We start from the raw sequence: 26,224 nt of genomic DNA on the forward strand, positions 1-26,224 counted from the left end.
CTGGTGGGAGGCGCATCCTTGCGGCGATGGGCACAACGCGCCCGCCGGCTAACCCGAAACCAACTCCCGGATCCTTTGCAGGCCCTTCTTCAGATTCTCCATCGAGGTGGCGTAGGAGATGCGGATGTGCCCTTCCATGCCGAAGGCCGACCCGGGGACGGTGGCCACCTGAGCTTTGTCGATGAGCACCTTTGAAAACTCCACCGTGTTGCTGCATCCCAGCTTGCTCAGACACCGGCGCACATTGGGAAAAGCGTAGAAAGCCCCATAGGGCCTGGGACAGCTCATTCCCGGCATGGAGTTGAGTTCGTCGAGCACGAAGCGCCGCCGCGAGGCGTATTCGTCGAGCATGCGCTGAACCACTTCGCCGGGCAGCGAAAGAGCCGCCACGGCGGCCTTCTGCGAGATGGAGCAAGGATTTCCGCACTCGTGGCTTTGCAGGGAGGCGATTTTCTTGATCAGGTCTTTGTGGGCGATGACGTAGCCGATCCTCCAACCGGTCATGGAGTAGGTCTTGGAGAAGGATCCGCACACCGCCCATCCGTGTTCGTCGGCATCGACGTGAGAGGCCAGGGAAGCGAAGGGGTGATCGTCATAGGTGAAACGGTCGTAGGTCTCGTCGGAAACGAAAAAGACGTGGCGCCGCCGGCAGAGGTCGACCAGACCGCTCAATTGGGCCTCGGGAATAACGGCACCTGAGGGGTTGTTGGGCGAGTTGATGATGAGTCCCGCCGAGCGCGGGGTGAGGTGGGGGGCCAGATCTTCAGCGTCCAGCACGAATCCCTTCTCTTCGCGGGTCGGGAAGAGGATCGGCTGGGCTTCCGCCAGCTTGACCACCTCGGGGAAGGTAACCCAGAAGGGCGAGGGGATGAGAACCTCTTCGTTTCCTCCGAAGACGGCCAGGCAGAGGCTGTAGATGGCGTTCTTGGCGCCTGCGGCCACCAGCACGTTGTCGCCGCTGAGACGGCACCCGAAATCGCGGTTGTAGCGCTCGGCGATTCCCTGCCGCAGCTCGTCGGTTCCGGCCACCGCCGTGTATCGCGTGAAGTTGTCCCTAATGGCTTCTTCAGCCGCCTTCTTGACTTCTGCGGGAGTGTTGAAGTCTGGTTCGCCGGGGCCGAAGTCGACGATGTCCACGCCCTCTTTGCGCAATTGCTTGGCCAGTTGCATGACGGCGATGGTGGGCGAGGTGGAGATCTTGCTCATCCGCTGGGCGAGTTTCATGGGGCGGTTCCCTCAGGTGCGGCTCATCTGCAACTCTCCGCGAAGAGACTCGCGGGCCTCTTTGACGGCTTCCAGCACTTCTTCGCGGGTCTTGCCCATGATCATGGCGACTTCGTGGGAATTGAATTCTTCCAACGAGTAGAGCACGAAGGCCTCGCGGATGTCGCCGGGCAGGGCGGCGATGGCTTTCTGCAGTATGGCCTCCGTCTCTTCTTCAGCCAGGTACTCCTCGGGCGTGGCGGCCTTCTTGTCGGTGAGCAGGTCCTCCAGCCTGAGGGACTCGTCGGGCTGGAAGAAATGGAGGTCTTCATCGTCCCACTGGGGGCTCTGGTTGCCGGGCTCTTCCACGTGAGGCTGGTCGGCGGAGCGGCGCAACTCACGGACCTTTTTGCTCAGCAGTCTGCGGGCGATCTGAAACATGTACTGCTCGGGGGGAAGGTTCTCGGGACGGGTGGCGTTGTTGGCAGTCACTTCCAAGTACACCTCGTCGACCAGCGCGTGAGGCTGCACGATTCCGGGGGGAAGATTCTGCAGAACGACCTGATGGTAGATTTCGCGCCGCAGGTAGTTCTCGATCTTCTCCAGGCTCATTTGATATTCATCGTAGGCGCCTGGTTGGGGCGTGACGGCGGGGACGGTGTTCAACTTGGGATCGCGCTGCCAGTGCTTTTCGCGGTTGAGCTTGCTCTTGAAGCGCTTGATGCGCCGGATCAACTCGGAAAAAGCCTTGTTGACGGCGGCAGCCAGGTTGTATTCGATGTCCTCGCAATGAATCGACTTCTGGGGAAGCGCCAGGGACAGCGAGACGTGAAACTGGTTCTTCTTGGAATGGCGTTCGATATCGACGTTGAGGTCGATGTCCTGGCTGGCGAAAGTGGGAAGAAACTTGCGGATCTTCTTGGCTTGACGATTGATGAGCCTCTTCAGGTCATCGGTTTCTCTGAGGTTTCGGGTATGAGTCTTTACGTTCATAGGCAATGATCGGCTTCTTCAACGGGCCGCCTGAGGGTGCATCAAAGCTACGAAGTGAAACGCCCCGCGGCTTGAACCCTTCCGTTCCTCGGTTCGTCCTCCGGCTGTCGGAGTCCTCTGCCAAAACTAGCGAGCAGCCTCATACCGCCGAGAGGAATTGGGCCTTCACCGCGGTCACTGGAACTTGACACGTGTGTGAACTTGTTGGCCACCTGGTGGCCCCAGCCAAGGATAGCATGGTTAAAGGCTTGGAGGAACTGCACCAGGAGATGAACCCATCCCCTGCCAAGGGCCTCTAATCAAGGCAGGGAGATTCACTTGCGAAGACCAATTGCTGTTCTGGGAATCCCTTTTTGTATAGCTGCGTTCGTACTTGGATCGGAGCCGGCGACAGCTCAGCCGAGAATCGATGCCGAGGCGCTTCGGGTCCATCTGGGCGAGCCCGGCGAGGGGCTCACCATCGAGTTGCAACTGGACCGCTCGGCGGATGAGCCCGCTCCGCTCCAGCTCTGGGTTTCGCTGTTGGGACCGTCCAACAACACCCTCTTTCTGGAGAACGTGGAAGTAGAGCCCGATCAGCGGCTGGTTCGTCTTGATGCATCGGCGGCCCGTCCGCTCATCGAGGTGGGAAAGCTTCACGCCTACCGGTTGAACTACCGCCTCTACGACTCCAATCAGAGCACGGTCGGGAGAGGCTGGCGAAGCCTTCACCACCTCGTCCCCGCCTACTTCGACCTGCGCCTGACCCGCCTGCGTCCCGTGACCGACTGGAGTTTTGCCCGTCCGATCCACGCCCAGGCTTTTCACCCGGTCATGGATCACGTGGTGAGCGGAGTCGAGATGACCTTGCGGGTGCATTGGCCGGGTGGCGAGAAAACCTGGACGGCCACCACAGACCAGGGCGGCTTGGCCCGCTTCGATGTGGCCCTCGACAGAGAGCTGCCCGCCGATACCCGTCCGGAGTTCTATCTGCGGGGCAGCCTCAAGGGCATCGTTCGGGAAATCGAGGGAAACCTGGGCGAACTGCCTCCCAGCCGGCTGCTGACGAGCCTTGACAAGCCGCTCTACCAACCGGGACAGTCAGTGAGGGCCAGGGTGCTGCTGCGGGCTCCGCCCGGGGCCGGCTTGCAAGGCTACCGTATTCGCCTGGTGGCCGAGGACCCCGAGGGTTTGGAAGTCCACAGGTCCGAGCACACGACTTCACGCTGGGGCGTAGTAGCCGCCGATTTCAACCTTCCCGAAGAGACGCCTACAGGGATTTACTCGTTGGAGGCCGAGTGTCTGGAGGCGTCTCTCCATTGTTACTCGGGAGACCGGAGTTTCAGGGTTCAGCCATATGAACTGCCCACCTTCAGGGTCACGGTTGAAACCGATCGGGCTTACTATTTGAAGGGGCAGGCGCCCCGTCTGGCGGTGGCCGCCGAGTACCTGTCGGGGCGTCCGCTGGAATCGGGCGTTGTGGAAATCCGCCGGCCCGCCCGACGTCGCTATGATCCCAAGACGCGGCAATGGAAGACCGAGGAGCCGGAACTCGAATATCAGGCCTCTCTGGGCAAACAGGGGAGTGCCGAGATCTTGCTCGATGTCGAGGACGATTTCGCCGAGTTGCGCTCCGACGGGTACTACTACGATGTCGAGTTCATAGCCACCGTCCGCGACCTGCAGGGGGGACGCCAAGTCCAGCAGCCTGTTTACCTGCGGCTCAGCCGCGACCCGGTCCATCCCCGCGTCATTTCGGCCGTTGAAGCGGACGGCCACTTTTTCGTCTCAACCTCCACCGCCGACGGCGAGCCCATTTCTTGCCGAGTCAGCTTTGAAACCGACGAAGGGCTGCAATTGACGCGCGTCGAAACCAACCGCTTCGGGTTGGGCAAGGGACATCTCGGTCCGGACCCTGACGATAGGGACGACGTCGCGTTGAAGGCTGATTGTGCCGGAGACCTGCAAGGAGGAGTCGATGGTCAATATCTTTATGAGGTCTGGGACTCCGTCGAGGACCTGAGCATCGAATCCGGTCGGCGTCTTTACTTCAGGGGCCAACCGCTGGTGGCGACGGTTCGCACCAACCCTGCTCCCGGCCCGCTGCTGGTCGACATCCTGTCGAAGGAGCGGGTGCTTCGATCGCTGGAGGTGGAGCGCCGGCAGCCCAGCTTCGAAGTGAGCATCCCCTACCAGGACGACTTTAACGGCGTGGTTGAGATGCGGGTCTTTGATCCTCTGCAAGGCGAGCAAGCCTGGGAGAAAGTCTGGTACAAGCCCGGACGCGCTTTCGATCTCCGCATCGAGCCCGATCAGGAGGCCTTTCGACCCGGCGACGGGGCCGGAGTGACGTTGCAATTGAAGGACGCCGCCGGTCAAGGCCGTCAGGCGGCTCTGGCCTTGTCGATCGTCGACGAAGCGGTTCACCTCAGAGCCCAGTCTGAAGGACTGTCGGGACACGGGTTTTGGGGCGCTCAATCTGATCCGGTCCTGGTTCATCTGGCTGGTCCCATTGAGGCTCTGGCGCCGACAGACGAGATCCCTCCCGACCTTGAACTGGCTTTGGAAGCGTTGCTGAAAAGCGAAGGTTTCGGGGGTCTCCCGCGCGACGGCGATGCCAGTCCGCCTCATGCCGACTATGGGGAGATCTTCGCCGACCTCCTCAAGAAGCAGCTTCAGCCTCTCAGAGCCGCCCTGAAGGCCGATCCCCCCCTGCTGGAGGCGCCCAGGCCGCAGCCCCTCGGTCCTGCCGATTTCCTGGCCCTTTCTCAAGTCGAGGCGGCGTCGCTGCTCGACCCCTGGCACCAGCCCTTCTCGATCACCTGCAGCAGTCACGCCAGAGAATCCACCATGCACGTCGCTTCGGCGGGCCCCGACGGCCTGCCCGGAACGTCCGACGACTTCGGAGTCATGGCCCACACCTGGAAATACCTGGGACCCCAGATGGAGCGAGTCGAGGAGTCGGTGAACCGCTATATGGAAGAGCATTTGCGGCCCGTCGACAGTCTCAGGATGCTGGAGCGCCTGCTGGCTCGGGAAGGCCTGCACATTAACCGCTGGAGGTCTCCCTGCGGCCTGCCCATCTACTATCTGCTGGAAGGGGAAGAAGAGAAGCTGTTTCTCTATGCCATAGCCAAAGAATACGGCGGCAAAATCGAAAGGTATGACCGCTGGAGGGCCCTGGCTGTGGCTAGTTGGGACTACTTTCGTCCCTACGCGTTGCGTCTCGATGCCTTGGCTGAGCAGTACCGGCAGGAGCATGGAGAGCCGTTCGAGGACGAAATGGCCTTTCGCCGCGCTCTTGAGCAGGCTGGGCTGGAAGAGTCCCGCCTGCGCGATTATCATGACCGCCAACTCGTCATCGAGACTCAATTCGTGACCGGGGTCATGCAGGTCCGCCTGCTGAGCCTGGGCAGTGACGGGGAGCGCAACCGCCTTGGAGGCGCGGGAGATGACTTTGTGGTCTGGAGCACTCCGGTGGGAGACTTCTCGGCCGGCTGGCGGCCCCGCATCCTGGCGGCGTTGAAAGACGACCAGCGGGTGCGCGGAACCATTCCCGCGGGGACCTCCCAGGTTCTCCGCGTCCTTCAATCGGCCGGAATCGACCCCGACAGCATCCGCGACCCATGGGGACGGCTGCTGGAAGTCGACTGGAAAATCGAGCCCCTGAGTTCACGCTTCCTATCGCAGAACCCCGTCAGTCAGCAGGGCCTTGGTTTTGTCTCGATCCGCCTCTTTAGCCCGGGAAGCGATGGCAAGGCGGGGAGCGTCGACGACATCGTGCCCGTCCTGATCAGTGCCCGGGTCGAATTGCCCTCCGAAGTTCCCCTTGACGAGATCGCGGACCGGGTGGACCGGTTGGAGGGCGCCTATCTGCCGGATCAGGCGCTTTTGCGCGGTACGGTCCGGGATCAGACCGGAAGCGTCATCCCGGCCGCTACGGTGACCGCGACCGGGAAGAACGGCATAACTGCCGTGGCCCGCACATCCGACACGGGGCAATACACGCTTTGGCTTCCCGGCGGGCTCTACGATGTCAAGGTCGCGCTGCCCGGCTTCCGCCCCGCACGTTTCCCTGAGGTGACTTTGACCGAAGCCGGCGGAACGGATCTTGACGTCACCCTGGAGGTCGGCGAGGTAGACGAGTGTCTGATGCTGTGTTCTTGCGAGATTGCTTGCAATGGGCGCAATGCAGTCGAAGTGGTCCGGGTGGCAGCCGAGGCCCAGCCGGAGGTGATGACGCCGAAGGTGCGGCGCTACTTTCCAGAGACTCTTTACTGGGATCCCGAACTCATTACCGATGAGCAAGGACGGGCCCGCGTGGAGTTTCCGCTAGCTGACAGCATCACGACCTGGCGGGTGAGCGCGCTGGCCTCGACCCTGATGGGCGACCTGGTTTCGACGGTGGGCGGGTTCCGCACTTTCCAGCCCTTCTTCGCCGAACTCGACCCGCCCGCCTTGCTCACCCAGGGTGACCGCATCGAGCTGCCGGCGCTGCTGCGCAACTATCGCGACCAACGGGCCGACCTCGAAGTCCGGCTCGACACCTCGGCTTCTCTTGCCGTCGACCATCCCCGGCACAACCTTTCGGTGGACGCCCAGCAGAGCGAGTCGCTGCCCTTCGGCGTAACTGCAAGTCACGTCTCCCATGAGGCGGTTCTCAAGCTGTCGGCCCTCTCTGGAGAGGTGGCCGATGCCGTGGAGAAGACTCTTGAGGTGCGTCCCCTGGGACGCCGGATGGAGGCCACGGAGAGCCTGCTGGCTCGAGATTCCGGAACGCTTTCCGTAGACTTGCCGGAAGATTTGATGGAAGGTTCGGCTGAAGGATGGCTGGTGGTTTACCCTGGCATTCTCGAACACCTCCTGGACAGCCGCGAGGCGCTCTTGCGTCAGCCTTGGGGATGCGCCGAACAGGTGGTTTCGGTGTCCTGGATCAACCTCATGATCCTGCGCCGACTGGAGGACCGTTCCGCTCAGCCGCACTTGCGCCAGCGGGCTCAGGTCTTCGTCGAGGACGGAGCGCGCCGGCTGTTGCGTTTGCAGGGCGACGAGGGAGGTTTCCGCTATTTCCACCGTTCTGCCGAAGCCGACGTCAGCTTGACGGCCTCCATTCTGCGCTTCCTGGCGGAAGCTTCCCGGTGGACGACGGTTCCCGACGAGAAGCTGACCAAGGGCATCGGCTGGATGGTGGAGGAGCGGGATTCGTTGAGGGAAGAGCGGGTCAGCGCTCTGGTGGCCCGCGAATGGGCCGCCCTGACGGCGTCCCGACCCGATCATGAGTCGGCTCGGGCCTTGCGCCGTCCGGTGGAAATGGCCGTGGGACGGCTGCAGAAGCGGTTGGACGAAGAGCAGGCTCCCGACCCCTACGTCACCGCCCATCTGATGCTTGCCCTGCACTCGCTCGACTCCAACGACTCCCGCCTTCCTGTGCTGGCCCGCAAGCTGCTGGCCTCGGCCGAGGTCGAGAACGGGATGATGTGGTGGAACCTCTACGGCGTGTCGCCCTTCTATGGCTGGGGCCGCACGGGTTCGCTGGAGCTGTCGGCGGTGGCTGTACAGGCCTTGCAAGCCGCTGGCCAGGAGTTCTCGGCGGAGGCTCAGCAGGGACGGCTCTTTCTGCTGCGCAACAAGGACTATCTGGGTTCCTGGTGGTCCACCAAGTCCACGCTGGAAGCTCTGCGGGCGCTGGGCGCGGAGGGACTTCCGCAGTCGGGCGGGGGTGCGGGCCCGCAACCGTCCGCCGACTCGCTGCGGGTGAAGGTCAACGGCATCTCTCTGCCTCCCGTCCGCTGGCCGTCGCCGGAGGAAGTGAGCGGGCCGCTGCGCATCGATCTTTCCAGCCATCTCACGGCCGGCGCCAACCAGGTCAAGGTGGATTTGCCGTCCGCCGTCCGCCATGAACTGCTTTTGCGGGTGGCGGCTTCCGGCTATCAGCCCTGGGCGCCCGATGCGGAGCAGATCTGGCAATCGAACGAGAGCCTGCGTTTTGAAGTGGCCTATCAAGACACGGGACTGCTGCTCGGTGGGCAGACCGAAGCCCGGGTGCGCGTCTCGCGGCTGGATCGCGGCAAAGCGCTGCGGCGAGGCATGCTCCTGGCCGAAATCGGACTGCCCCCGGGTTCCGAGGTGGACCGTCAGTGGCTGGAAGATCAGGGGCTGTACCGCTACGAAGTGCATCCCGACAGAGTGGTCTGTTACCTGTGGCCCCGGGGCGATGAAGAGCGCAGCTTCAGCATCCGCTTCCGTCCCCGCCTGCGCATGCAAGCCCGCAGCGCCGCTTCGCGCCTTTACGACTACTACAACCCCCAAGCGGCCGTCACCCTGGCGCCCACGGCCTTCACGGTGCGCTAGAAAAGGAGGTCTGCGTGAAAAGGCTCGTGCCATTACTGGGGATGCTTTTTTGCACGGCCGGCTTCGCCTGGTGGAAGACGCCGGCCCCTCTCCAGGTCGACGTGGACAGCCTGAGAGTAGACGTGGGCGAACTTTCCGAGGGCCTGGTGATCCAAGCTGAGTTGAGAGGCCCAGCCCCTCAAGGCGATCCTTTACGTTTTCAAGCCTGGCTGCTGGAGAGCAACGGAGCCACGCTTTTTCATGGCTCGACGGCGGCAGAGCCGGGCCGGCCCATCCGCATGAGAGCTGACGCCGCCCGATCCTTACTGGAGCTGGAGAAACTTCACACCTACCGCCTCCGCTACCAGCTCACCGATCCTGTTTCGGGCCAGGCCCTTGATGAAGACTATCTGAGCCTGCATCACCTGGTGCCGGCTTATTTCCAGCTCCGCTCCCACTACCTTCCCGAGGCCGCGGGTGAAGGGTGCCGCCTTCAGGTCTCGGCATACCATCCCTTCCTCAAGCATCCCGTGGCGGGCGTCGATCTGACCCTACGCCTCACCTCGCCGGGTCCGGCCAAGACCATGACGTCCCGCACCGGTCCCGGGGGCGTTGCCGTCCTCCAAGTGAGCATGCCCGAAGGAGGTACTCGCGGGTTCGAGTTGACGGGAAGCTACAGAGGTTTCGAACGCAGAGTCAAGGGACACCTGTATCACGCCGGCGGGAGCGCGTTCCTGGGCCTGGTCCTGGAGAAGCAGCTTTTCCGACCGGGCCAAACGGTGAGGGCGTCCCTACACCTGCTTGACCCGTCCGGGAAGGATGTGGCGGGCCGCACTGTCCGCCTCACGGCCACAAACCCTGGAGGCGCTGAGATCCACCGGTCCGAGTCTCAGACCTCGGCCTGGGGGATCGCGGCTGCTCAGTTCCAATTGCCGCCAGAGGCTCCTGCCGGCTTCTACTGGGTGAAGGTCGAATGCACGGACAAGACCCTGAGCTGTCCTCCCGGGGACTACCGATTCCAGGTTCAATCCCATCAAGCACCCTCATTTCTGGTCGACATCGAAACCGACCGTCCCTTCTACCAGCCGGGACAGACCCCCGTAGTGAGCGTCCAAGCCGTTTCCCCTTCAGGGCGTCCGTTGCGAAGCGGACTTGTCAGAATCGAAAGCTTGTCCTGGGTCACCCGCAGTGACCTGCCCAGGATGGCTGTCGAGGCCGATCTAAAACCCGACGGGACGGCTCAAGTGGCTCTCGATCTGTCGGGACTCGAGGTCGGTACCTACCGAGATGTCGAATTGGCGGCAACCGTTAGCGGTGCCCGCGGCGGAGGGAGAGCAGAGAAGCGTTTCAAGATTCGAATCGCCCGCTATCCCATCCAGCCCCGCCTCCTCTCCAATGCGCCTAGAGATGGTGCGATCTACTTCTCGACCCACACCGCCGTCGGCAAGCCCGTCGCCTGCAAGGTCCTGATCCGGGACCTGAGAAGCGGGGAGACGGTCGAGGCCCGGACGAACCGCCATGGATACGGCAAGAGCCCAAGCCCCGCGGCTCCTGACAGCGTCAGCCAGGTTTCTCTAAAGGCGGAATGCGGACAAGGAATGATAGGGGTCGAGGACGAGGCCGACATCTACCCAAGCGGGGAAGCCTGCGAAGTTACGGCCTGCGTGGAGGAGGAGGGAAGCGTCAGGTTGCGAGTGCCCCGATCCCTTTTCCGTCCGGGCCAAGACCTTGCCGCGAGCATTGAGGCCGAGCCCGCGGCCGTTCCCCTGGTGATCGATGTCATTGCTGAGGATCGAGTGTTGAGCTCACATGAGGTCGAACGCCCTCTGGGGAGAGCCGAGGTCCGTATCCCTTATCGTCCGGAACTGGCAGGCATCGTGGCCATGAACGCCTTCGATCCGCTCACCGGGGACCAGTCGACCGCGCGGGTTTGGTATCTGCCCGGACAGGCTCTGCGCGTCGATATCGTTGCCGATGATCCCGCCACCTGGGAAGATGGACAGGCCGGCCTGAATCTGCAGGTCCTGGACGCGCTTGGAAACGGACGCCAAGCCGCCCTGACCGTGAGCGTGGTCGACGAGACAAGAGGCGAGGGTCCTGGCGGGAATGAAGTCGACTCGGAGCCTTGGGACTTAACCGAGCCCTTGCGAAGCCTCGGCCCGGGCGACAAGATACCTTCCGAACTGGACTTGGCGGCCGAGGCGTGGCTGGCCAGCTATACCTGCTACGGCCGGCATTATCGCCAAGAGAGTTTCAGTCCGCCCCCGGAGCCTCCTCAGACTGTCTTTGCCGATCAGATGCGCCGGGCAATCAGTGCCGTTGCCGAGGCTGCCGGCGCGAATGCGGTTCTGCAGGCGCCCGAGGGGGAGCAAGCCGGATTCCGCGATTGGCTGGCTATCTCGAAGAGCGACGCCGATTTACGCGATCCCTGGAATCAGCCCTTCTACGCAGAGTGCGCCGGTGTTTGGGATCAGGTCATGGTAACCTTGCATTCCTCGGGTCCCGACCGCATCCGCGGCAACTCCGACGACTTTGAGGCCGGTTCCCATCGTTGGGACTATCTGGGCTCCCGCAGGGACCGCATCGAAGAGCTGATGATTCAGCATCTCGAGGAGAATCTGCTGCCCCTGACGGACATCCGGGGGGTAATGAGGACGTTGGCCCGCCAGGGGGTGGACCTGCGGACTTGGAGGGACCCCTGCGGAGAGAGTCTTCATTTTGCCCTGGGCGGTTCGGGAGGTAAGCAGTGGGTGCTTGTCAGCACGAAGGAACCTCTCCGGGACCGATACGATGACATCACCCATGTCCGCCGATTGGCTGTGGCTCACGCCGAGTGGGATTACGCTCGCCCCCTGGCAACCCGCCTGCAGGACGTGGCCGACCAATATCGGGGGGAGTCCGGCCAACCGATCCCCGACGAAATCGCCTTCCGTCGGGCACTGCGAGAGGAGGGGATCGAGGCGGAGCGCCTTCGAGACCAATACGGCCACAGGCTCGATCTTGAAACCCGTCTCAACGCCCGGGGAATGGAGATCGCTCTGATCAGCCCGGGTCGGGACGGCGAGCGCCAGGCCGGCGTGTTCAGCGACGACTTTGCTCTCTGGAGCACTCCGCTGCAAGACTTCTCCGCCTCCTGGCGTCCCCGCATGGTGGAGGCGCTCAAGGAAGCCCATCAGGTCAGCGGAGAGATCCCTCTCAGGGCTGAGGTCCTCTGGCGCATTCTCGGAAGCAAGGATCTCAGCCGCAGCAGCCTGCGTGATCCCTGGGGACGCCGCCTCCATGCCCGATGGGACCTGCGCGCCTTTGGCGCTTTCGAACATGGCCGCCGAGGCGGCTCTACACCCAACCGTGGCGAGACGGCCTTGGCTCTCATCCGTGTGCTGAGCGCCGGAAACGACGGCAAAGCGGACACGGTTGACGATATCGCTCTGGTGCGTCTGGCGGCCCGGCTGCAGTTGCCCCCTGAGGGCTCCATCGCCCAAATCGAGAAGAGGGCGCAGAGCCTACCGGGAGAATATCTCTTCGACCGTTATCTGCTGCAAGGAACTGTCCTTGACCCGAGCGGCGCCGTCGTACCGGGTGCAGAGGTGGTGGCGGTCGGCAGGGGCGGTGTGGAGGCCTCTACGCTCACCAACGATGAAGGGCGGTACACTTTCCGCCTGGCGGCCGGAGTCTACTCCATCAAAGGGCAATTGACCGGTTTCCGCACAACCCTGATTACCGATGTCGCAGTGGGTGATGCGGCCAGCGTGGATCTGAACATCGAACTTCAACTGGGTCTGCCTTCAGAAATACTGACGACGTCGGCCGCAAACGCCAGGGAGTGGACCGCGCAGGGGCCGGGAAACCGGTCCACCGCCGGCCAGCCTCGGTCGAACCCTCCCCCTTCGCAAGGGAATTTGCCCGAGACGCTCTTTTGGAGCCATCAGTTGATCACCGATGACCAAGGACGCGCCCGCCTGGAGTTTCCGCTGCCGGAGAGAACTACCGTCTGGAGGGTCAGCGTCGAGGCGTCAACGCGGACGGGACAAGCAGGTTCCTGCAGAAAGGTCTCACGAGCCTCGGAAAAGGCGAAACGATGATGCGCCCCGGCGCCGAGAACCACTTAATTGCGCCGAGCAGCCTCGGCCAGTAGAATAGGCAGCTTATGAAGACCCGCAGCCTCCTCGTTACGCTGGTGTTTTTGCTGACGCTTCAGCCGGCCTGCTTTCTCAAGTTCTGGGGCAAGGACAAGACCCCGGAAGAGAAAAAGTACGACATCTACGGCACCGTCAAGGAAATCGACCGCGAGCAGTTGGTGATCGAACCCAGGAGCGGCCAGAGCATGGAGTTCAAAATGCTGGAAAGCTCCATCAAGGGCGGCGACTTCGGCCCGGGAGCTTACGTGCACGTCTATTACCGGCAAAGGGAAGGCGTCCGCGAAGTGGTCATGGTGGTCGAGAAGATCAACTGAGCACTTCAGTCTCTTCAGGGGAATGGAGGCGGTAGCGTATGCCTCTCCAGGTGATGTCGCGGCTGAAGGCCGAGCGCAGCAGCCCTTGCAGGGTGAGCAAAGCGGCCAGGGGGCCCAGCAGCAAGTAGGCCCAGCGGCGGCGGACGGCGTGAGACGGCAGGAGCGATTCCAGGCCCAGCAGACGCAGCCAGGCCTTGCCCACGCCCAGGCCGTAGATGGCGCCCAGCAGGGATAGCCAGAGGGGCGTGAAAGCGGGGAAGGCGCTCCCTGCCGCAGCCATTCCAATCAACATCACGGCGCTGCCCCACAGGCTGAGGACATTGATGCTCTGTCCCAGCAGGGCCAGTTTCCAGAGCAAGGGATGGTAGACGCGGGTAATGACCATCTGGCGGTAGATGAACTCCAGCAGTTCGCTCCAGGTGCAGTCTTCCAGCGAGAGGCTGATGCAGTGCGGCTGAAAGCAGATTCCCCGTCCGCTGCGGGAGGAGCAGGCGCGCACAGCCTCGGAGAGAGCGTAGTCGTCGCTGAGCGCCCGCTGCCAACGGCGCTCAACGTCCAGCTTATGGAACTGACTGCGGGTGACGGCCATGGCCCCGCCCCAGGCGAAGGGAGCATTCCTTTCCGTCAGCAGGGAGAGGCTGCCGGCGTTCCAAACCGAGCGCAGGAGCGAGGCGGCTCCGCCTTCTTGCGGCACATACCAGCGGAAACCGGTGGAGGCGGCGCAGAAGTCCTCCTCGAGGGGTCCCAGCAGACGCCGCAGCCAGTCCGCAGCCGGCCGGATATCGGAGTCGCCGAAGGCCAGGACCTGGTCGCCGGGACGCAGGTATTGAAGAGCCGCCAGCAGGTTATGAACCTTCTGGGAGCGTCCGCGTGCGGTTCCCGAGATCACCAGGCGGCAGGGGAGATGGGGGTGTTCGGCCATCAGTTCGCGCAACACGGCGACGCTGGCGTCCCGTCGGCTGTCGGTCACCAGCAGCAATTGGTAATCGGGATGGTCCTGACGGAAGAAGGCTGCAAGATTGCGGCGGAATCCCGGGTCGAGTCCGCGGCAGGGGACGATCAGCGATGCAGGCGCAGGATCGGACGGCGCGGGCGCTGACGCCTGGCTGCGCAGGAAGCGGCGAAAGGAAAAACCGCCCCGCAGGGAGTGAAGCGCCTCAAAGAGCGAGAGCCAGCAGAGGATGAAAAGGGCCCAGGAAAGGAGGTTCATGAAAACTGAACGTCCCAAACGATCTCGCCGCCTACCCCGAGCCGGGTGCTCCCTGCCGGGTGGCGTCCGGCTCGGTGGGCGATAGCTCCTTCCCGCTGCGCCCCTTGAGGCGAAGCGAGCCAATGTTTTTCGCCTGTTGCTCCAAACCCAGAAAGCGACTCGACCGCTTGGGACGATCGATGCCTTAGTGTAGTCGGTCGAGCCCTGCCCACAAGTCCCTTAATACTCTGCACATCTTCGCTGCACATTCGGCCAAGGCCCTGGGACCGACGCAGAAAGCCCTCTGCCGAGAGTCCGGCCACAGGTTTTCCACGGGTTTTTCCACAAACGGTGGAAAAGGCGCGAAGTTGTTGATTCGAAGCCACTTGCGCAACCTTCGAGTTGACCGTTTTGGGCGCTCTCATGACTTCATTTTCCTCGCCCCTCAGTCGATCCAAACGGTCTTGGCGTTGACAAAGGCTCGGATGCCTTCGCGGGAGAGTTCGCGGCCGAATCCGGAATCCTTCACGCCACCGAATGGCAACCGCGGATCAGACTTGACCATGCTGTTGACGAAGACCGCCCCGGCCTCGATGAGGGGGATGAGGCGCTCGGCCCTCTCCAGCGACGAGGTCCACAGGCTGGCGCCCAATCCGTAGGCGGTTTCGTTAGCCATCGACACAGCGTCGTCTTCGCTTTTGAAGGTGCGCAGCGCGGCCACCGGGCCGAACAATTCCTGACGGGCCGCGGGCGAACCCGCCGGGACCTGACTGAGGACGGTGGGCGGGTAGAAGAACCCCTTGCCGCGGATCACCTTCCCTCCGCACAGCAGTTTGGCGCCGGCTTGGAGGGTGTCCTCGACCTGTTGGTGGAGCTTCTCGCGCAGGTCCTGGCGGGCCAGGGGGCCGATGGCGGTGGACTCGTCCAGGGGATCCCCCATCTGGCGGGACCGCATGGCCTCGCACAGTCCCTCGCAGAAGCGCTCAGCCACCGACTCCTGCACCAGAAAGCGCTTGGCGGCGATGCAGCTCTGCCCGTTGTTCTGGCAGCGGGCCGCCGCCCCGACTTCCACAGCCTGTTGCAAGTCGGCGTCTTGGAAGACGATGAAGGGATCGCTGCCTCCCAGCTCCAGCACCAGCGGCTTGAGGGAAGAACCCGCCCTCTCGGCCACCTGGCGTCCGGCCCCAGTCGACCCGGTCAAGGTGACGCCCCTGACGCGCCCGTCGGCGATCACGTCGGCGGCCTGGCGGTTGCTGAGAAAGAGGTTCTGAACGACCCCGGGCGGAAAGCCCGCCTGTCCCAAGAGTTCTTCAATGGCCAGCGCGCACGCGGGGGTGTTGGGGGCGTGCTTGAGCAATATGGTGTTGCCGGCCATGAGGGCGGGCGCCCCGAAGCGGAAGAGCTGCCAAAAAGGGAAGTTCCAGGGCATGATGGCCAGCACGGGGCCCAGCGGATCGTAGCGGACCAGTGAGCGGGCTGCGTCGGAGTGGCGTTCCTCGGGGGTCAGATAAGAGGGGCCGTGTTGGGCGAAGTAACGGCAGACCCAGGCGCATTTCTCCGCCTCGGCTCGCCCTTCAGCCAAGGGCTTTCCCATCTCTTCGGCCATCAGAGCGCCCAGCGAGGAGGCTCTTTCCTGCAGCAACCCGGCCGCCGCCGTCAGCCTCTCTGCGCGCTGCTCGAAAGACCAGTTCTTGTATTCTTGAAAGGCCTGCCAGGAGTCGCGCAAAGCCTGTTCGACGGCTTCTTCCCCGGCGGTTTCATAGCGGCGGACGAGCTGACCCGTGGCGGGATTGAGCGTGCGGTATTCGATCATGCTACTAGCTTATCTCGAAGGCCGCCGCTGGGAAAAACGGCCCCAGGGCCGGAGCCGCCCGCCAGCCCCGAGATTTTTGTGACGATGGGCTTGACGCCCTGTGGTAGGCTGTTCGGTGGGCAACTTGACCGCCGGTCCTCTGTGCAGGATGTGGCATGGAGAGAGGACGCTTTCTTGGCCGGCGATGGTCGAATTCAATCTTGAGCAGGCGGGTCTTGACCGTCCTGGCGAGTCTTTGTCTGCTCTGCCTGAGCGAATGGGCGCCGCTGGTGCTGGCTGCCGGTTCGCTCGAAATCAGCAATCGCTATAGTCCCCGCAACCAACGGCGCCCGCGCCGCCCCGACACGCGCTACATCGTCCTGCACACGACTGAGGGCGGCGAGAGGGGGTCTTTGCGCAAGATCCGTAGCCGCGGCGAGGCTCATTATTTCGTCACCCTCAAGGGCAGAGTCTACCGGGTGATCGAAAAGAGCAAGATCGCCAAGCACGCCGGACGCAGCATGTGGGAGGGGCGCAGTACCCTCGACAACCACTCCATCGGAATCGAGGTTGTGGGATACCACGACCGTGAGATCAACGAGGCCCAGTACAAGGCCCTGCGCGAGCTGGTGCGCCAACTGCAGAGCTACTACCGCATCCCCGACCGCAACGTGTTGACTCATTCCATGGTCGCTTACGGGCGGCCCAACCGCTTCCATCCCTACAACCACCGCGGACGCAAGCGTTGCGCCATGGTTTTCGCCCGTCACCAAGTGAGAGCCAAACTGGGCTTAGAGGAAAAGCCACTCAAAGACCTTGACGTGGAAGAGGGCCGTTTGGCGGTGGCCGATCCCGAACTTTATCGTTTCTTGTTTGCGCCTGCCCCCGCCGAGTCTCGCCGGGCCGAGGCACCGCCCAGCCATCCCAACGTCATCACGCCCGGATGGACGGCTTGGCATATCGCCCGCGAACATTACGCCTCCGCCGATACCGTCTACGTTTTTCCCGACGGTCGGCGCCTGGCCGGCAACCAGATCGAGAACTGGGGACGCATTCCCGTGGGCACCCAGGTGCTGGTGGATGAGAGGGAGGAGCCTCAGGGCGAGTTCGAGGGATTCCTTGAAGTGGAGGAGGAATCGATCTCCGCCTCGGAAGTGGCGGGTCAACTGGCCCGCTCCGAGACCACCATCTACTTCTTGCCCAACGGAATGGTGCGGACGGGAAGGGAGATGGCGGCCCGCACCTCGACCCAGCAGTTGTTGCAGGACTTGCCGGCAGGGACGCGCATCCTCACCGGATATGTCTACGGAGGACATGTACGCAGCAGCCGTCCCCCGGTCAAGATCGCCGGAATGAAGTGGAATTATCCCTCCACCTTCTATCGTTTCCCCGACGGGCGAATACTCTCTGGAGACGAGATCGACGACGGCTCCATCCCCAGCAAGACCTTGGTCTTTTACCAGCACTAGCGAGCTGCCTCATACCGCCGAGAGCAAATGAGCCTTCACCGCCGTCGCTGATGGTTGACCCGTGTGTGAACTTGCTGGCCACCTAGTGGCCCTAGTGCTGCCGGTTATAAGTTCTGAGCCAGGGCCCTCCGTTTTCTTGTCCCTGACAGGGACAGATTCGCCAGCAGGGTCAGCCCCGGCGAGCGCCAGCGAGACGGCGGCGCCACCCTGGGTTTCAGACGGCAAGGCTCTGAACGCTGAAAGCGTGGAATAACGCGACAGGGCGGCTCAAAGCTTCTGACGCACTGCAGCGGCTCAGTTGGAGCCCGAATCTTCGCTCACTTCTTCCGACTGGCTGTCGTCTGACCGGCTCTGGCGCGGAGGCCTGGCGGTGCCGTCCAGGATTTCCCTGATCAGGCTGACCAGCGAAGCGGGAGTAAAAGGCTTCTGCAGGAAGTGAGTGCCCGGTTCCAGCACTCCGTGGCGGTCGATGGCATCCTCGGTGTAGCCGCTCATGAAGACGACTTTGAGGCCGCGCAAGGAGGAGGACAGGCGGCGAGCCAGTTCCTTGCCGTTGATTCCCGGCATGACGACGTCGGTAAGCAGCAGGTCGATATGGCCCCGGTGGCCTTCCACTTTTTCCAGGGCGGCGGTGCCGTTGGAGGCTTCCAGGCATTGATAGCCCTTCTTTGACAGGATGGCCGCGATCAGTTGGCGGATGCCGTCGTCGTCTTCAACCACCAGGATGGTTTCCCGTCCCTCCGCCTTGGGGGGCTTGGCTTTGGAGGAGCGTGCCGCCGGCTTGGCCCCTTTGACGGGCGGAAAATAGAGGCGGAAGGTGGTGCCCTTTTCCAGCGCGCTGTCCAGGAAGATGTAGCCTTCGCTCTGCTTGACGATGCCGTAGACCGTGGCCAGCCCCAAGCCGGTGCCTTTGCCCTTGCCTTTGGTGGTGTAAAAGGGTTCGAAGGCCCTTTCCTGAGTCTGGGAGTCCATTCCGCAACCCGAGTCGCGGACCGTCACCAGCACATAATCGCCGGCCGGGACCTGCACGACCTTGCTGGCTTCGCCTTCGCGCAGCGTCACGTTGCCGGTTTCGATATGAAAGGTGCCTCCGTCGGGCATGGCGTCGCGGGCGTTGACGGCCAGGTTCATGAGCACCTGCTGTATCTGTCCCGCATCGACTTTGACCGGTTCCAGATCTTTGCAAAGCCTTGTGGTGAGGCGGATGTCCTCGCCGATCAAGGGTTTGAGCAGGTTCTTCATTTCCCGGATGGTCTTATTGAGGTCGAGGATGCGCGGATCCAAGACCTGGCGCCGCGAAAAGGCCAGCAATTGGCGGGTCAGGTTCTCGGCCTTCTGAGAGGCGTCGAGGATGGAATCGACCTGATTGCGCAACCGCTTGTCTCCGTTGATGGCGCTGCGCAGCAATTGTCCGTAGCCCGAGATGACGGTGAGGATGTTGTTGAAGTCGTGGGCCACGCCGCCGGCCAATCGCCCGATGGCCTCCATCTTGCGCGAGTCGCGCAACTGCTGCTCGAGCCGTTTGCTCTCGGTCAGGTCCTGGACGATGTCGACGAAGTGGTCGAGGCTTCCGTCCTCGCGCCGCACGCAGGCGGTGGAGAGCTTGACGTGGATGGTCTTGCCCTCTTTGTTCAAGTAGCGGCGCTCGGTGGAGAGGCTGTCCAGTTCTCCCTCCTGCAGCTTGTTGTAGGCCATCAGAGCCATGTCACGGTCGTCGGGGTGGATCAGTGCGGGCCAGGACAAGTCTTGCAGTTCCCGCCGCGAGTAGCCGAGGATCTGGCAAAGCCGTTCATTGACTTCGATGAAACGCCGCTCGGGGGAGGTGATGGCGAAGCCGATCAAGGGCATTTCGAAATAGCTGCGGAAGCGTTCTTCGCTGCGCCTGAGAGCCTTTTCGGCCCGCTTGCGCTCATGGATTTCCTGGCTCAGTATCCGGTTGCGCCGCCGCAATCCGCGCACCCGCAGGCGGATTCCCGCCCAAGCCGCCAGTCCGATGAGCAAGGCCGCAAGAGTCAGGAAGATGCGGGTCTGATAGAAATGGGGCTGCAGTCCGAAGCTGAGGGAAACAGGCAGCGAAGTCCACACGCCGTCGTTGTTGCAGGCCACCAATTGAAAGTTGTAGCGGCCGGGGGGAAGGCGGTCGAAGCGGGTACGCCGCTCGGAAGTTTCCGTCCAGGACTGGTGCAATCCGCTCATCTTGTAACGGAAACGGACCCGGGACGGGCTGAGGAAGCTGAGGGCCGTGTATTCGATCTCGATGTTGCTTGAACCGGGCGGCAGCACAAGGTCGGGACCCAGGGTCCGTTCCTCTCCGTTGACCAGCAGCCTCTCGATGACCACCGGCGGCGGCAGCTTGTTGTGATGGCGGACGTCGGGGTCGATGACCGAGACGCCTTTCTGGGTGGCGAACCAAAGGCGGCCGTCACGGGTCTTGCAGGCCGAGGGATCGGTACCGATGTAGTGGTAGGCCTTCATCCCATGGGTCTTATCGTAGCGCTCGAAAGAGAGATCGAGATCTTGACCCGAAGCGACCTGGTGCAGCCGCTGCCTGTCGACCGAGAAAATGCCGCGCGGAGTGCTCATCCAGTAACGTCCGCGGTCGTCGTCGAGCAGTGAAAAGATGACGTTGCCGAACAGCCCCTCCTTGCTGCCGACGTTGTCGAAGCGGCCCTGGCGCAGGCGGCTGAGTCCGCCGCCGTCAGTGGCAATCCAGAGCGTCCCGTCCCTTTCCTCGTGGATGGCGAAGATGCTGTTGGAACGCAGGCCGTCCTCTTCGGTGTAGATTCTGATCGCGCCCTTGGCGTCATAACGCGCTAACCCGCCGCCACGGGTGCCGATCCAAATCTGGTCGCGGGAATCCTGGTGAAGGGTCCAGATCTCGTTGCTGGGCAATCCGTCGTCGATGGTCAGCGAGGCCGCGATCCTTTCTCCTTCCAGCCTCAGGAGGCCGTTGCTGGTTCCCGCCCAGATGCTGCCGTCGCGGCGATCTTCCAGCAACGTCAGGATCTGTCCCTGACCTTCTCCGTCCAAGATTCGCCGAAAACGCCCCCCGCTCAAGCGGTAGACCCCGCTTTGGGCGGTCCCCACCCACAGGCGGTCTTGACGGTCGACCAGCAGCGTCCAAATCGAATCGCTTCCCAGTCCGTGGCGGCGGTCGAAAACCTGCACCACTTGACTGTCCTTGAGCAGAGCCACGCCTCCCCGGTCGGTGGCCACCCAGAGGCCTCCGTCGCGAGTCGTCTGCATGCCCCAGACGAGGTCGTCGGGGAGCCCCTCCTTGCGGCTGAAGGTGGTGACCGAGCCGTCCTTGAAGCGGAAGAGCCCGTCGTGAGTGCCCAGCCACAGGCTGCCTTCGCGGTCTTCGAAGATGGCCCGCACGGCATTGCTCGAGAGCCCCTGCTCAGTGGTGAAGACTTCGAATCTTCCCTCGAAATAGCGGGCCAGGCCTCCGCTGGTCCCGATCCATACGGCGCCTCGCTTGTCTTGATAGAGGACGTTGATGCGTTCCTGCTCCAGTTGCTCAGGCAGGGCGATCTCTTCGATGCCCCCCGAACGGCGGCGGAAGAGCCCGTCCTGAGTGCCGATCCAAAGCGATCCGTCGGCCACCACCAACACCGTCCGGACGGTGGCCTGGGGCAGTCCCTCGTCGGGACCGTAGATGCGTACCATGCCCTCGCGCAGGGCGTTGAGGTAGCCTCCCTGAGTCGCGGCCCAGATGGTGCCGGACGGGTCTTCGGCGATCCACAGAACGTTGTCGCCGCCCAGTCCCTGTTGGCGGTCGAAGGATTGAAATCGGCCATCCCGATAGAGGCTGACGCCGCCCCCGCTGGTGGCCGCCCAGACGTCGCCCGAGAGAGAGCAGAAAACGTGTTCCACCACGTTGCTGGAGAGTCCGTCTTCAGTGCTGAGCGGGACCATCTCCCGCCCTTGCCGCCTCACCAGCCCTCCCGAGGTGCCGATCCAGAGCGTGGAGTCGGGCGTCTCGCACAGCGAGGAGATGGAGTTGGAAGGGAGATTGCTGTTGCCCTGGTTGAAGACCGAAAAGGAGGCTCCGTCGAAGCGCGCCAACCCCTCGTGGGTGCCCAGCCAAAGGTAGCCGTCGGAACTCTGAAGAATGGTTCGGACGCTGTCTTGAGGCAGCCCGTCCTCGCTGTGCCAGACGTCCCAACTGTACTGAGTCAGGTGCTTGGCGGGATCCAGTCCGCTGCCCCACAGCCAAGCCGTCTGGGTGAAGGAAAAAAAGAACAAGCCCAGGCATTTCAGGAATCGGGTTGTCGGCAAACGACCTTTCACGGCCTTCCTCTTTTCCAACTTGGGCAAATAGCCGGGGGGCACCAACCCCCAATTCTATCAAACGCATCTCATGATTCGGGATCGAATCGGGATCGCCGCAAACTATGACGAAGGCCAAGATTTCTTGTTAATCGGCGATGCTAGGCCAGCGATTTTGAAACAACATGAGCATAAAGGGCGTCGAAGGACGGCTGCGGCGGCCGACTGCCATGTTATTTGGGAATCGACGGTCTAGGCCAGCAAGAGGGCGTCAACCAGTTCATCGGGGTCGGCGATGAGGAAGTGACGGGATTCCACGCTCAGCAGCTTTTCGTTCTGCAGGTGGCTGAGCACCCGGGTGGCGGTTTCGCGGGAGATGCCGGTAATATCGGCCAGTTCCTTGTGGGTCAACTGCAGGCTGATGCGGGTCTTGCCGTTGGCGGTCGCTTCGCCCTTCTTCTGGCAGAGCTGATAAAGGGCCGTCCTGATGCGCGAGTCGGCATTGTGGAAGGTCAGTACCTCGATTTGCGACCAGGCGTCGCGGCAACGTGAACAGAGCATCTTGAGGAGGGCGTCGTTGACCTTGGTGTTTTCGTTGAGGAGTTGTCGAAAGCGCACGGCGCCCAGTGAGAAGATGGTGGTGTTGACCACCGCGGTTACCGTAGCGGGCGTGGTTCCGCCGTCCACGAGAGCCATCTCGCCGAAGTACTCTCCGTCCTCATGGAAGGCCAGAATCATCTCCTTGCCGCTGGGGAGCAGGCGCGAAACCTTCACCCGCCCTTTCTTGACGACATAGAAATAGTGACCGGTATCCTCTTCGAAGAAGATGATCTCGTTGCGCTTGTACCGCTTTTCCCGAAAATAGGAACCGACTTGTTCCAGTTCCTCGTCGGTCAGTTGGGCAAACAAGCCGACACGCCTTAGAAAATCCAGCTCGACTTTCATCGTTTCCTCAATGCTTCCAGAGACTTCTTCAGATGGGCCACTCCGTAGCGTTCCTCCAACTCGGACAAAGTCGAGCTGATGTCCTCCAGCCGGGACAGATTCTTCTCCACTTGATCCAGGCGGCGGTCCGCCTCCCCGGCCCAAGGGCGGCACTGCAGGGCGGCAGCGGCTCCCTGGCGCGCGTGGTAATGCCCGAAGGCCCGCGCGGCGGGATAGAAGAAGAACAAATTGGGTCCCGGCAAGGGCATTAGAAAGCCTCCCAGAATGGCCAATACGACGTCCACCTGAAACCAGCGGAGGTGATGTCCCCGTCGGCTTTCCAGAAAGTCCTGGAGCAGGCCCTCGGCTTCATCCGCGCTCCATCGGGAGGGGTGGACGATCTTCAATCTCTGGGCCCCTCTCAGATCCGCACACACCTTTTCGTAATAATCAAGCTTTTCCTTTAGGCTTTCGTAGGTCGAAAAGATGCGCGCTTTGCTGCGGCCCCACCATCCTGAGCCGTGTCCGTCGGCATTCGGACTGCGCTGCACGGCCTCTACCAGGGGGATGAGAGTGCCCTTGGGCGAGCGCAGCAGCAGCACATTCACGAACGGTCCTTTCGGCGCTCCTTGCGCAGGGCCAGGGTCAGGCAGAAGATGAATCCGCCCCAAACGACCGACAGGATAACGATCATGGTGAGCAGGGAGAGGCTGTTCATCGTTTCAGGGTCCTTTCAGAGATGGAGCGGTTGGCGGCGATGAAGATGGCCAGAACCACCGACCACTGCAGCAGGCAGGTGCCCACCGACTCCGCCTCCCAGGGGTTCCACCAGCCCGTTGGATCTGCCTGGATGACCTGCCAGAACCACCAGACGACCAGGATGACGACCTGGGCCGGAATGAGGAAGCGGATGACGAAGTTGTACCAGGAGCCCACCTTCAGGTCGCTGCCCTCGGAATTGATGTTCTCCCGCCTGAAGCGGTCGGCGCCCTGGGAGATGACGGCCAGAGAGATGAAGAGTCCGCTCACCATCAGGGCCATTCCCCACACCCAGTCCTGGTTGATGAAAAAAGTGACGCTCAATGCTGAGGGGAGGCCGGCCAGCACGATGCCCAGGTAGACCATGAGAAGAGCCCGGCGGCGCGGCAACCCCAGATCGATGAGGACGCGGGTGGCCAGTTCCACCATCGAAATGAGGGAACTGAGGGCGGCGAAGGTCAGGGCCAGGAAAAAGAAGCAGGCGAAGAAGTAGCCTCCGGTCATGTGAGAGAAGAGATGGGGGATCCAGATGAAGGTCAGTCCGGTGTTGGCGGGTCCCGGTTCGCGGATCACCTGGGCGGCCTGTTCGGGGATGGTGGCGAAGACGGTGCAGAAGATCGTGATGCCGGCCAGCAGCGAGACCGAGTTGTTGCCGAAGCCGATCAGCGCCGCGTTGAGGGGCACGTCCTCGCGGTTGCGCATGTACACCGCATAGGTCAGGATCAGACCCCATCCGGCGCCCGTGTCCCAGGCATTTTGGGTCAGGGCTTGCAGCCAGATGCGGTAGTCGAGTAGGGCCTGCAAGTCGGGCGTGAAGAGGTACTCCAGTCCGGCCACGGCTCCGGGCAAGGTCACGGCCCGGATGGCTGAGATGATGATCAGCAGCAGCAGGGCCGGAATCAGAATGCGGTTGGCCTTCTCGATGCCGCCGACCACGCCGCGCGAGATGACGAAAGCGGCGATGGAGGCGGCCAGGATATGAAAGAGCACGGGCTGCCAGCCCGAGGTGGCGAAGTGTTCCCAGGCCTCCCTATGGTGGGTTTCGGCGAGCAGCTGTCCGCTGGCCGAGAGAAAGAAGTAGCGGATGCACCAGCCGGCCACCACCGAGTAGTAGAACATGATGGCGGTAGCCACGAATCCCACGAAGGTGCCCATCCAGGCATAGCGCTTGCCCATCATGACGGCGAAGGAGCCCACCGTCCCGTAGCGGGTTTTCTTGCCGATAGCGAACTCGGCCATGATCAGGGGAATGCTCCACAAGAAGAGAAACACCACCCAGGGCACCAGGAACGATCCGCCTCCGTTGGCCGCGGCAATGCGTGGAAAACGCCAGATGTTGCCGGTTCCTACGGCGATGCCGATGACCGACAGCAAAAGTCCCCAGCGCGAGGTGAAGTGTTCGACTTTTCGGGTGATGGTCACGGAAGTCTCCTTGTGGCGGCAGCAGATTGACGAGAGAGATTGTTAGCATTCCGCAGGGGGATTGTCCAGGGCATCAGGCGCGCCTCAGGCGCCGGTAGGCTTGCAGATAAGAGCGGACGCGGGCGCTCGGGTCGGGATGCCCGGCAATGTCGGAGATGACGGCGATCGAGGCGGCCCCCGCCTCCCAGACCCGGAGGGCCCGCTGAAGGTTGATCCCGCCGATGGCCACTACCGGCAGCCGGGAGGCGGCGCACAGGGTCTGCAGGCGTTCGAGTCCCAGGGGCGGATTGGCACCCGGTTTGGTGGGACTGCGGAAGATGGGTCCCAGGGCCAGATAGTCGACGGGCAGATCTTGGGCGGCGGCGAACTGTTCCTGGTTGTGAGTCGAATAGCCGATGATGGCCTTCTCCCCCAGAAGACGCCGGGCTCGCTGCGGCGAGAGGTCGTCCTGTCCCAGGTGAACCCCGTGAGCCTGGCTGGGGATCACCCAGTCGGCGCGGTCGTTGATGATGAGCAACGCTTGATGGCGGCGGCACAGGGCGGCTAACGACCGTGCCACGTGAAGAGTCTTCTTTTGCCAGGCCTCCTGCAAGCTCGATGACGCCTGCGCAGGAGGCTTCTCGCGAAGTTGCAGCAGCCGTGCTCCGCCCTCCAGGCAAGCCCGCGCCAGCGACTCGACATCACCCTGGCCGCTGCCGAAAAGCGGATAAAGCGGGGGAAGCTGCCTGTGCAACGCCGTCATCTCTGAATCCCTCCCCCTGATTGTGCCATCGAGAACTCCGATGGTGTATTCTTCCAGCCCATGAAGAGAATCGCCTTCACAAGTCTCTCTTTCCTGGCGGCCCTGATGGCGCTGTCCTGCGGGGGGCCTTCAGGGGAGTCGTCTTCCGCTCAGCCGCCCCGGTCCCAGCCTCCCTGGCATGAAGGAGACCGCGTGGAAAGAGCCGAGTTGGGAAGCATCATCAATGCCTCCCGGTTCGGGGATGACATCTACTTCGGCGGACAGTTGCAGCCCGGCGACCTTGCCTTGCTGCGTGAAAAAGGCGTCAAGACCGTCGTCAACCTGCGCCGTCCGCAGGAGATGGAGCAACTCGGCTTTGACGAGGGCCAGATTCTGCAAGAAGCGGGGATGGAGTATCACCTCATACCCTTCGGCCACGAGTTGCCGCCCGACGAGCAGGCCTACGGTCAACTGGCCGACCTGCTGGACGACCCCCGGAAGCATCCGCTGCTGTTGCATTGCGCCAGTTCTAACCGGGTGGGCTATGCCTGGGCCCTGTTTCGGGCCAAGCAGCACCATCTGGGTTTGTCGGCGGCCGTCAATGAAGGCAAGTCGGCCGGCATGCGTTCGCCTCGCTTCGAGGCCCATCTGCACAACCTGCTTCTCCCCAAGCCTGACGACCGGGACGACCGCTGAGCTGCTGGAGAGATCGTCCCCG

General features: G+C 62.7%; 15 protein-coding genes. 5 read left to right on the forward strand and 10 right to left on the reverse strand.

The annotated features are described in order from the left end of the window. Positions 1-48: 48 nt before the first annotated feature. Positions 49-1,224, reverse strand: coding sequence for a pyridoxal phosphate-dependent aminotransferase (locus tag VLU25_03945; protein ID HSR67069.1), 1,176 nt, complete (start codon positions 1,222-1,224; stop codon positions 49-51). 12 nt (positions 1,225-1,236) lie between these two features. Then, a complete protein-coding gene (locus VLU25_03950) occupies positions 1,237-2,196 on the reverse strand; it encodes a sigma-70 family RNA polymerase sigma factor (protein HSR67070.1) in 960 nt (319 codons plus the stop codon). A 318-nt stretch (positions 2,197-2,514) separates the two neighbouring features. Between VLU25_03950 and VLU25_03955 the strand changes: the two genes are divergently transcribed. The 3 genes from VLU25_03955 (at position 2,515) to VLU25_03965 (ending at position 12,958) form a co-directional block, all read left to right on the forward strand. Further along, positions 2,515-8,526, forward strand: a complete 6,012-nt coding sequence (locus tag VLU25_03955) for an MG2 domain-containing protein (protein ID HSR67071.1) — start codon at positions 2,515-2,517, stop codon at positions 8,524-8,526. Positions 8,527-8,540: 14 nt separating this feature from the next. Then, positions 8,541-12,587 carry an MG2 domain-containing protein gene (locus VLU25_03960; protein ID HSR67072.1) on the forward strand — a complete coding sequence of 1,349 codons (4,047 nt, stop codon included), beginning with the start codon at positions 8,541-8,543 and terminating at the stop codon, positions 12,585-12,587. 65 nt (positions 12,588-12,652) lie between these two features. Further along, positions 12,653-12,958, forward strand: a complete 306-nt coding sequence (locus tag VLU25_03965; protein HSR67073.1) for a hypothetical protein — start codon at positions 12,653-12,655, stop codon at positions 12,956-12,958. Here VLU25_03965 and VLU25_03970 read toward each other — a convergent pair. Both VLU25_03970 and VLU25_03975 read right to left on the reverse strand, forming a co-directional pair. Further along, positions 12,951-14,168, reverse strand: coding sequence for a glycosyltransferase family 2 protein (locus VLU25_03970; protein ID HSR67074.1), 1,218 nt, complete (start codon positions 14,166-14,168; stop codon positions 12,951-12,953). The genes VLU25_03965 and VLU25_03970 overlap by 8 nt on opposite strands. Before the next feature lie 424 nt (positions 14,169-14,592). Further along, positions 14,593-15,960, reverse strand: a complete 1,368-nt coding sequence (locus VLU25_03975; protein HSR67075.1) for an NAD-dependent succinate-semialdehyde dehydrogenase — start codon at positions 15,958-15,960, stop codon at positions 14,593-14,595. 200 nt (positions 15,961-16,160) lie between these two features. Here VLU25_03975 and VLU25_03980 point away from each other — a divergent pair, with 200 nt between their 5' ends. Next, positions 16,161-17,408: a peptidoglycan recognition family protein gene (locus VLU25_03980; GenBank protein HSR67076.1), complete on the forward strand. Its 1,248-nt coding sequence runs from the start codon at positions 16,161-16,163 to the stop codon at positions 17,406-17,408. Between the two features lie 294 nt (positions 17,409-17,702). Here VLU25_03980 and VLU25_03985 read toward each other — a convergent pair whose 3' ends face one another. The 6 genes from VLU25_03985 to thiE form a co-directional block, all read right to left on the reverse strand. Continuing rightward, positions 17,703-21,656: a two-component regulator propeller domain-containing protein gene (locus VLU25_03985; protein HSR67077.1), complete on the reverse strand. Its 3,954-nt coding sequence runs from the start codon at positions 21,654-21,656 to the stop codon at positions 17,703-17,705. A 276-nt stretch (positions 21,657-21,932) separates the two neighbouring features. Then, positions 21,933-22,625: a Crp/Fnr family transcriptional regulator gene (locus tag VLU25_03990; GenBank protein HSR67078.1), complete on the reverse strand. Its 693-nt coding sequence runs from the start codon at positions 22,623-22,625 to the stop codon at positions 21,933-21,935. Then, positions 22,622-23,212 (reverse strand): hypothetical protein, encoded by a 591-nt coding sequence (locus VLU25_03995; protein HSR67079.1) that lies wholly within the window; start codon positions 23,210-23,212, stop codon positions 22,622-22,624. Before VLU25_03995 ends, VLU25_03990 begins: the two co-directional genes overlap by 4 nt. Beyond that, the gene (locus VLU25_04000; GenBank protein HSR67080.1) at positions 23,209-23,322 is read right to left on the reverse strand and encodes a MetS family NSS transporter small subunit; all 114 of its coding nucleotides are present in this window, start codon (positions 23,320-23,322) and stop codon (positions 23,209-23,211) included. Before VLU25_04000 ends, VLU25_03995 begins: the two co-directional genes overlap by 4 nt. Then, the gene (locus tag VLU25_04005; GenBank protein ID HSR67081.1) at positions 23,319-24,785 is read right to left on the reverse strand and encodes a sodium-dependent transporter; all 1,467 of its coding nucleotides are present in this window, start codon (positions 24,783-24,785) and stop codon (positions 23,319-23,321) included. Before VLU25_04005 ends, VLU25_04000 begins: the two co-directional genes overlap by 4 nt. 73 nt (positions 24,786-24,858) lie before the next feature. Further along, entirely contained in the window at positions 24,859-25,527 is a 669-nt protein-coding gene (gene thiE, locus VLU25_04010; protein HSR67082.1) for a thiamine phosphate synthase, read from the reverse strand. Between the two features lie 60 nt (positions 25,528-25,587). Here thiE and VLU25_04015 point away from each other — a divergent pair, with 60 nt between their 5' ends. Next, positions 25,588-26,202 (forward strand): hypothetical protein, encoded by a 615-nt coding sequence (locus VLU25_04015; GenBank protein HSR67083.1) that lies wholly within the window; start codon positions 25,588-25,590, stop codon positions 26,200-26,202. Positions 26,203-26,224 lie beyond the last annotated feature (22 nt).

It is taken from the genome of Acidobacteriota bacterium, from assembly GCA_035471785.1.
Lineage (GTDB): Bacteria > Acidobacteriota > UBA6911 > RPQK01 > DATIPO01 > JANQFM01.

What these genes read in the sequence shown, in the direction of transcription:
- VLU25_03945 (HSR67069.1), bottom strand. Translation starts at nt 1,224, where the DNA reads ATGAAACTCGCCCAGCGGATGAGCAAGATCTCCACCTCGCCCACCATC.
- VLU25_03950 (HSR67070.1), bottom strand. Translation starts at nt 2,196, where the DNA reads ATGAACGTAAAGACTCATACCCGAAACCTCAGAGAAACCGATGACCTG.
- VLU25_03965 (HSR67073.1), top strand. Translation starts at nt 12,653, where the DNA reads ATGAAGACCCGCAGCCTCCTCGTTACGCTGGTGTTTTTGCTGACGCTT.
- VLU25_03970 (HSR67074.1), bottom strand. Translation starts at nt 14,168, where the DNA reads ATGAACCTCCTTTCCTGGGCCCTTTTCATCCTCTGCTGGCTCTCGCTC.
- VLU25_03975 (HSR67075.1), bottom strand. Translation starts at nt 15,960, where the DNA reads ATGATCGAATACCGCACGCTCAATCCCGCCACGGGTCAGCTCGTCCGC.
- VLU25_03990 (HSR67078.1), bottom strand. Translation starts at nt 22,625, where the DNA reads ATGAAAGTCGAGCTGGATTTTCTAAGGCGTGTCGGCTTGTTTGCCCAA.
- VLU25_04000 (HSR67080.1), bottom strand. Translation starts at nt 23,322, where the DNA reads ATGAACAGCCTCTCCCTGCTCACCATGATCGTTATCCTGTCGGTCGTT.
- thiE (HSR67082.1), bottom strand. Translation starts at nt 25,527, where the DNA reads ATGACGGCGTTGCACAGGCAGCTTCCCCCGCTTTATCCGCTTTTCGGC.
- VLU25_04015 (HSR67083.1), top strand. Translation starts at nt 25,588, where the DNA reads ATGAAGAGAATCGCCTTCACAAGTCTCTCTTTCCTGGCGGCCCTGATG.